The following is a 6,708-nucleotide window of genomic DNA, read 5'->3' on the forward strand; positions in this document are numbered from 1 at the left end:
GCACCGCCGGGCGGAGTCCGAACCGTTTCATCCGGAACACCGCCGTGTTACATGCCCCGCGCAGAGTTACGGTTCGCACGACTGGGCGTTAACACGAATTCGGGTGAGGGTAAGAAAACCCCAGGCCACTGGATCACGAAGAACGGCAGGCGCATCTCGATCAAGGGCAACGGCGAGGGCGTCGCCGTCGCTGTCGCCGGCCTGATGGTGTTCGGTGACGCTGCGGCCGCCGAGTCGCTGGGCGGGAACACCGCCGGCGACGTCGTGGGCCGGCTGCCGGGGCGTTCGATGAAGGCCCGAACCGAGTCCGGGCAGGAGAGCGCACGCGAGGGCGATGCCACGAACATGTGGAGCCGGCTGAAGTTCAAGGAGCTCAAGCGCAAGCTCGGACGTGGGGCCGACTGCTGGGCCGCCGCGTCGGGCCGGGTGCGAGAGTCCTCGGCCAAAACCCCGTGCGCGTCGCTGGACCGGATACTCCTGGCCGTCGGAGACGGTCATGGCGACGTGGCTGTCGTCTCGGTGGTACGCGCCGGGTTCAAGGCCCGGGCTCGGGCAGGAAAACCCCGCCAGGCCGAGACTGTTCAGGGCAGTGGGGACGTCCGCCCGCCGGAGGCCGCCGTGGCGCTCGGACCGCCGGTGCACGCCGGACCGGCCTCAGCTACTCCGGCCGGCCCGACGGCACTGGCCCGAACGTTGCCGCACACCTACCGGTGAAGTAACGCGAAAGGGCCCCTCCGCCCCAGCGGAAGGGCCCTGTTTCACCACCTCAAGGCCGCGGCCCCACGACCTCCGCGCCGTCGGTGATCGTGATGGCCATCGCCGGGCAGGAGTCGGCGGCGTCGAGGGCCGTTTCGTCCGGGGCGACGGTGTCGGAGAGCGTGTGGGCGACGGGGCCGTCCAGGGCGAAGAGCTCGGGCATCAGCGAGGCGCACATGCCGGAGCCGATGCACGTGTGTTCGTCGACTTCCACTTTCCAGGTCATGGTCACCACCCGATCGGCATGGAGCGTGGTCCGCGGACCAGCATCTGGGTCTTCCACACGATATCGCCGGCGAGGCGGAGATTCGGCATTTCCCGCGTGAGCGCCTTCAGCGCCTCCTGGAGCTCCAGGCGCGCGAGAGGCGCGCCGAGGCAGTGGTGCACGCCGTGGCCGAAGCCGAGGTGGTGGGTGTCCTCGCGGTCGAACACGAGGGTGTCGGCGTCGCCGAACTGGAGGCGGTCGCGGTTGGCCGCGCCGATCGCGACGAGCACCGGTTCACCCGCGCGCACGAGGACGTCGCCGACCTGCACGTCTTCGGTGGCATAACGCGCGAAGCCGGCGCCGGCTCCCAGGGGGACGAAGCGCAGCAGCTCCTCGACGGCCGCCGGGATCAGCGACGGGTCCGCCACGAGCCGCTTCCACTGCTCGGGCTGGTCGAGCAGGGCGTAGACGAAGTTCGGGATCTGGCTCGCCGTGGTCTCGTGGCCGGCGATGAGGATGCCGACGCACAGGTCCACCAGTTCGAGCTCGGTGAGCCGGTCGCGCACGTCGCGGGCTTCGATGAGCGCCGTCATGAGGTCGTCCTGCGGCTGCTCGCGGTGCTGTGCGATCAGGCCGGACATGTACGCGCGCAACTCCTCGCGGTTGCGCTCGGCCTCCTCGGCGGTGAGGCCGCTCGTGGTCAGCGCCGCGTCGCTCCACACGCGGAACTTCGGGCGGTCCTCGGTGGGCACGCCGAGCAGCTCGCAGATCACCGCGACAGGGATCGGCAGCGCGTACGCGTCGACCAGGTCGGCCGGCTGCCCGGCCGCCTTCATGTCCTCGATCAGCCCCGTGGCCAGCTCCTCGACGCGCGGGCGCAGCAGCTCCACGCGCTTCACGGTGAACGCCTTCGCCACCAGCGTGCGCAGCCGCGTGTGGTCGGGCGGATCCATGGCGAGGATGCCGTTGGTCCGCCGGTGCGCGGTCATCCGCGGCTCGTCCTTCTCGATGGACATCGCGCGCGAGAACCGCCGGTCGCCCAGCACGAGCCGGGCGTCGGCGAACCGCGTGGCGAGCCAGGCCGGCTCGCCGTGGGGCATCTGTACGCGGATCATGCCCTCGGACTCGCGTGCGGCCGCGTACGCCGCGTTGAGCGCGAGGCCCGCCTCTTCGTTGAACGGGTACGCCAGCGGCTCCGACTGCGTGGTGGTCATTCGGGGAACTCCCAATCTGACGGAAAGTCCGGGTTGTAAGCGCCTGCTTACAACTACGGTAGCGGGTCGGTCGCGCCTTGTCAGCCGCTGCGCAGCGGAAGATCATGATTACTTTGCGTCGCCGCCGGCCGCCCGCTCGCGCGGCGGCAACTCGCGCCGGGGGCCATGCGACTAGCCTCGTGCGCGAACGGGGAGGCACGGATGACCGCAGAATCGCACGCCCGGAAACGGGACGCCGCGGCGACGAAAGCGGCGCTGCTCGACGCCGCCGAAGAGCTGTTCGCCGAGCGCGGCTTCGACCGCACGACCGTGCGCGACATCGCGAACCGCGCCGGCGCGAACCAGGCGCTGCTCTTCCGCTACTTCGGCAGCAAAGAAGCCCTCTTCGAGTCCGTCATGGCCCGCGGAGGCTTCGCCCAGCTCGAAGCCACCCCGCCCGAGCGGCTCTTCGCCGAAACCCTCCAGTCCCTGCTCAAGGACGACTCCGAACGCCGCGACCGCTCCCTGGAGACCTATCTGCGCTCCACCGGCACCGACGGCGCGGGCGCCGCCCTGCGCGACCAGCTCGGCGAGGAGTACGCCCGCGCCCTGGCCTCCCTCACCGACGCCCCCGACGCCGCCCTGCGCGCCGACCTCGCGCTGGCCTGGCTGCTCGGCATCGGCCTCGTCCGCGCGGTCACCCGCAAGGACCCCCTGGCCTCCGCCTCGGCCGAAGACGTCACGCGGCTCACGAGCGCGGCGGTGCGGACGTTGCTGGAGCGGAGCGAGTAGACCGAGCAGTCAGCACGGCTCGCGGAGGCGGTGGTACGGACGGTTTCGAATTCTGGGCGGGCAACTCGGCGGTGCGCCCACCTGCCCGGGCGCACCAAAACGACCGGACAACCGCCGCACCTCACTCGGTCGGCTGAGCGCACATCGTCAGCGCAGCGCTCAGACCGGGTGGCCGCCGCGGCCGACCGGGCGTGCCATCCCCGCCTTCCTTTCGGCCAGGCCGCGTTGCCACCAGCCGAGGGTGCCCGCCTCCCTGTTTCGGCCACGCGCACATCTCGGAGCGAGAGCGAACCGCTCCGACCCGTCACTCCCGCTCCTCGGCCTCCCGAGGCAGTGCGCGTCGCAGTAGTTCGGCCAAGTGGACGGCCCGGCGGCCCGACTCCTGGGCGATCTGGGTGCGGCAGCTGAACCCGTCGGACAAGACCACAGTGGACTCCGCCGCCTCCCTGAGGGCGGGCAGCAGGCGGTCCTCCGCCACGGCCCTGGACACGTCGTAGTGGCCCTTCTCGAAGCCGAAGTTGCCGGCGAGGCCGCAGCAGCCCGAGTCGAGGGTGGTGTTGCGGACGCCGGCGGCGGCCAGCGCCGCTTCGTCGGCGGTGAAGCCGAGGACGGCGTGCTGGTGGCAGTGGACCTGGGTGACCGTGTCGACGTCGAGGGACACCGACAGGGGCTTCGGCGCGTCGGCCAGAAGTTCGGCGAAGGTGCGGGTGCGGGAGGACAGCAGGGCGCCCACGGGGTCGCCCGGCAGCAACGCCGCGAGGTCACCGCGAAACAGGGCGGTGCAGCTCGGTTCGAGGCCGGCCACCTCGTAGCCCGCCTCCAGGTACGGGCGCAGCACGGCCAAAGTCCGTTGCAACACGCGGCGAGCGATGTCCAGCTGGCCCGTCGACACCCACGTCAGTCCACAACAGACACCGCGGTCGGGTAGGACCACGTCGTAGCCGGCGGCGGTGAGGACCTCGGTGGCGGCCTGCAGGACGTCCGGCGTGAGGTAGTTGTTGAACGAGTCCGGCCACAGCACGACCCGCCGCGGGCCGGTCGCCCAGCGGCGCAAGTCCTTGCGGGTCCGGGTGAACGGCTCGACCGCGAACGAGGGCAGGTCGCGCTCCGGCGCGAGGCCGCCCACGCGCTTCAACGCCGACGCGGCCCAGCGGCGCCGCGAGAAGAAGTTCGCCACGCGCGGCGCCACGGACACCGCGCGCAGCCACATCGGCAGCCAGCCCATGGAGTAGTGCGACGCCGGGCGCCGGCGGCCGCGGTAGTGCTGGTGCAGGAACTCGGCCTTGTACGTGGCCATGTCGACGTCCACCGGGCAGTCGGACAGGCAGCCCTTGCACGACAGGCACAGGTCAAGCGCCTCGGCTACCTCCGTGGAGCGCCAGCCGTCGCGGATCACCTCGCCGTTGACCATTTCGGCCAGCAGGTGGGCGCGGCCGCGCGTGGAGTGTTGTTCCTCGCGCGTGGCACGGTAACTCGGGCACATCACGCCGCCGCCGCCGGTGTTGCGGCACTTGCCGACGCCGACGCAGCGGCGCATCGCCTGGCCGAAGCTACCGCGGTCCTCAGGGTAGCCGAGCACCGTCACGTCCTCCAGCGCGAGCGGGGCGCGGCGCACGCGCAAGTCGGCGTCCACCGGCCGCGGGTCGACGATGATGCCCGGGTTCATCCGGCCGTCCGGGTCGAAAATTCCCTTGAACCGCGCGAACAACGCCATCATCTCGGGGCTGTACATCCGGCCGAGCAGCTCCGAGCGCGCCTGCCCGTCGCCGTGCTCGCCCGACAGCGATCCGCCGTGCGCGGCGACGAGATCGGCCGCCTGCTCGAGGAACTTGCGGAACTGCGCCTTGCCCGGCGTGGACAGCAGGTCGAAGTCGAGCCGCAGGTGCAGGCAGCCCTCGCCGTAGTGGCCGTAGACCACGCTGCGCCGCCCGTGTTCCCGCATCAGCTCCTTGAACCCGCGCAGGTACGAGCCGAGCCGCTCGGGCGGCACCGCGGCGTCTTCCCAGCCGGGCCAGGCTTCCGCGCCGTCGGCCAGGCGCGTGGCCAGGCCCGCGCCCTCCTCGCGGATGCGCCACAGCCGGCGCTGCGCGGCGAGGTCGTCGAGCACCACGGACCCGGTCAGCGCCCCGCCCAGCGAAGCCGCCAGCTCCCGGGCCCGCTCGGCGGCCTCGGCCGGCGACGAACCGGCCAGCTCCACGAACAGCCACGCCCCACCGGGCGGAAGTCCTCGCGCCCGCCCGGGTTCGAGCATCGCGACGAGCTCCGCGTCCACCCCCTCGACGGTGAGCGGCGACCACGGCAGGATCCCCGGCACGGCGTCGGCGGCGTCGATGTCGGACGGGAACCCGAGCACGGCCAGCACGCGGCGCTTCGGCAGCCGCGCCAGCTCGACGGTCGCGCCCAGCACCGTGACACACGTGCCCTCACTGCCGACCAGCGCCTTGGCGACGTCGAACCCGTTCTCCGGCAACAGGTGTTGCAGCCCGTAACCCGAAACCCGCCGCGAGAAGCTCGACAGTTCCGTGCGCAGCAACGCGAGGTTTTCGCGCGCGAGCGCGCGCAGCTCGGAGTACACGCGGCCCTCGGTACCCGGCCGCGCCGCGCGTTCGTCCACTTCGGACGGTGTGGTCGGCCCGACGGTGAGCCGGGTGCCGTCGTAGAGCAGCACGTCGAGCTCACGCACCACGTCGACGGTCCGGCCCCACGCCACGGAGTGCGAACCGCACGCGTTGTTGCCGATCATGCCGCCGATCGTGCAGCGGCTGTGCGTGGACGGATCGGGCCCGAACCGCAGCCCGTGCGGCGCGGCGACCGCCTGCAGGTCGTCGAGCACCGTGCCGGGCGCCACGCGCGCGAGCCGCGTTTCGGGATCGACCCACTCTACGCCCCGCACGTGCCGCGACGTGTCCACGACGATCCCCGGCCCGCACGAGTTCCCCGCGACGCTCGTGCCCCCGCCGCGCGGCACCAGCGGCGCCCCGCGATCACGCGCGGCCGCGACGGCGGCGATCACGTCGTCGACCGTCTCCGGCAGCACCACGCCGAGGGGCACGTGGCGGTAGTTCGACGCGTCGGTGGTGTAGAGCGCGAGCGTGGCGGTGTCGCTGAGAATTCGCACGCCCTCCATTCAAGACAACGCCTCGGCCGGCCGCGCCACGCACCCCGGCGAGACGGCAGTGGACGAGCGCGGCGGCTTCCGCGAGGGGAGTCGTGCCTCGGTCCGCGGAATCGGACAGCAGGCGGGAAACCACGTCACCGATCGCCGTCGCGCACGGCCGCTTCGCCGTGCCCGACGCCCTCGGCTTCGCGCGAAACGGCGTACACGACCGCGCCGGCGCTCGCGACGAAGACGGCTGCCGCAGGCCCGGTCGGCACGGTCCGACCATCGCAAGCCGGAACGCTGTGCGATCCGACGGGCTGTCGCAGGCCCGAACACCGCGATCCAACGGGCTGTCGCAGGTCCGAACACCGCGACCCGACGGGCTGTCGCAGGTCCGAACACCGCGATCCAACGGGCTGTCGCGGACCCGTCGCGGAGTTGACCAGTGGGCGACCCGATCGATCCCCGAGTTGTCCACACCCGGCTCCGTGAACCACGAGTTGTCCACAGATTTGCCGCAACCGGTTTTTCGCCCTCTGACCTCGGTAAACTGGAACAGGGCAGCCCCCCCCCGTTACCTTTTTCGTAGTTCCTGATCAAGGAGCTGTGGTCACCAGACCCGGCATGACTAACGCCCCCAGTCGAACCCATGATCCGGGGGG

6 protein-coding genes are annotated in these 6,708 nt (G+C 71.7%); 2 read left to right on the plus strand and 4 right to left on the minus strand.

Annotated features, from left to right (window positions below):
* Nucleotides 1-51 precede the first annotated feature (51 nt).
* Nucleotides 52-714, plus strand: coding sequence for a hypothetical protein (locus ACWEOE_RS29555; RefSeq protein WP_452014806.1), 663 nt, complete (start codon nt 52-54; stop codon nt 712-714).
* Between the two features lie 52 nt (nt 715-766).
* Here ACWEOE_RS29555 and ACWEOE_RS29560 read toward each other — a convergent pair whose 3' ends face one another.
* Nucleotides 767-982: a ferredoxin gene (locus tag ACWEOE_RS29560; protein WP_452014808.1), complete on the minus strand. Its 216-nt coding sequence runs from the start codon at nt 980-982 to the stop codon at nt 767-769.
* Between the two features lie 2 nt (nt 983-984).
* Nucleotides 985-2,175, minus strand: coding sequence for a cytochrome P450 (locus ACWEOE_RS29565; RefSeq protein ID WP_452014810.1), 1,191 nt, complete (start codon nt 2,173-2,175; stop codon nt 985-987).
* Nucleotides 2,176-2,376: 201 nt separating this feature from the next.
* On the opposite strand from ACWEOE_RS29565, the gene ACWEOE_RS29570 reads away from it, so the two are divergent.
* Complete coding sequence (locus tag ACWEOE_RS29570; RefSeq protein ID WP_452014812.1) at nt 2,377-2,946, plus strand: TetR family transcriptional regulator; 570 nt, start codon at nt 2,377-2,379, stop codon at nt 2,944-2,946.
* 304 nt (nt 2,947-3,250) lie between these two features.
* Here ACWEOE_RS29570 and ACWEOE_RS29575 read toward each other — a convergent pair whose 3' ends face one another.
* Both ACWEOE_RS29575 and ACWEOE_RS29580 read right to left on the minus strand, forming a co-directional pair.
* Entirely contained in the window at nt 3,251-6,064 is a 2,814-nt protein-coding gene (locus tag ACWEOE_RS29575) for an FAD-binding and (Fe-S)-binding domain-containing protein (protein ID WP_452014814.1), read from the minus strand.
* 134 nt (nt 6,065-6,198) lie between these two features.
* On the minus strand, nt 6,199-6,321 hold the full coding sequence (locus tag ACWEOE_RS29580) for a hypothetical protein (protein WP_452014816.1): 123 nt from the start codon (nt 6,319-6,321) through the stop codon (nt 6,199-6,201).
* Between the last annotated feature and the right edge of the window lie 387 nt (nt 6,322-6,708).

It is taken from the genome of Amycolatopsis sp. NPDC004368 (assembly GCF_053602515.1).

Coding starts and splice junctions, on each gene's coding strand:
- ACWEOE_RS29555 (WP_452014806.1), top strand. CDS start 52: ATGCCCCGCGCAGAGTTACGGTTCGCACGACTGGGCGTTAACACGAAT.
- ACWEOE_RS29560 (WP_452014808.1), bottom strand. CDS start 982: ATGACCTGGAAAGTGGAAGTCGACGAACACACGTGCATCGGCTCCGGC.
- ACWEOE_RS29565 (WP_452014810.1), bottom strand. CDS start 2,175: ATGACCACCACGCAGTCGGAGCCGCTGGCGTACCCGTTCAACGAAGAG.
- ACWEOE_RS29570 (WP_452014812.1), top strand. CDS start 2,377: ATGACCGCAGAATCGCACGCCCGGAAACGGGACGCCGCGGCGACGAAA.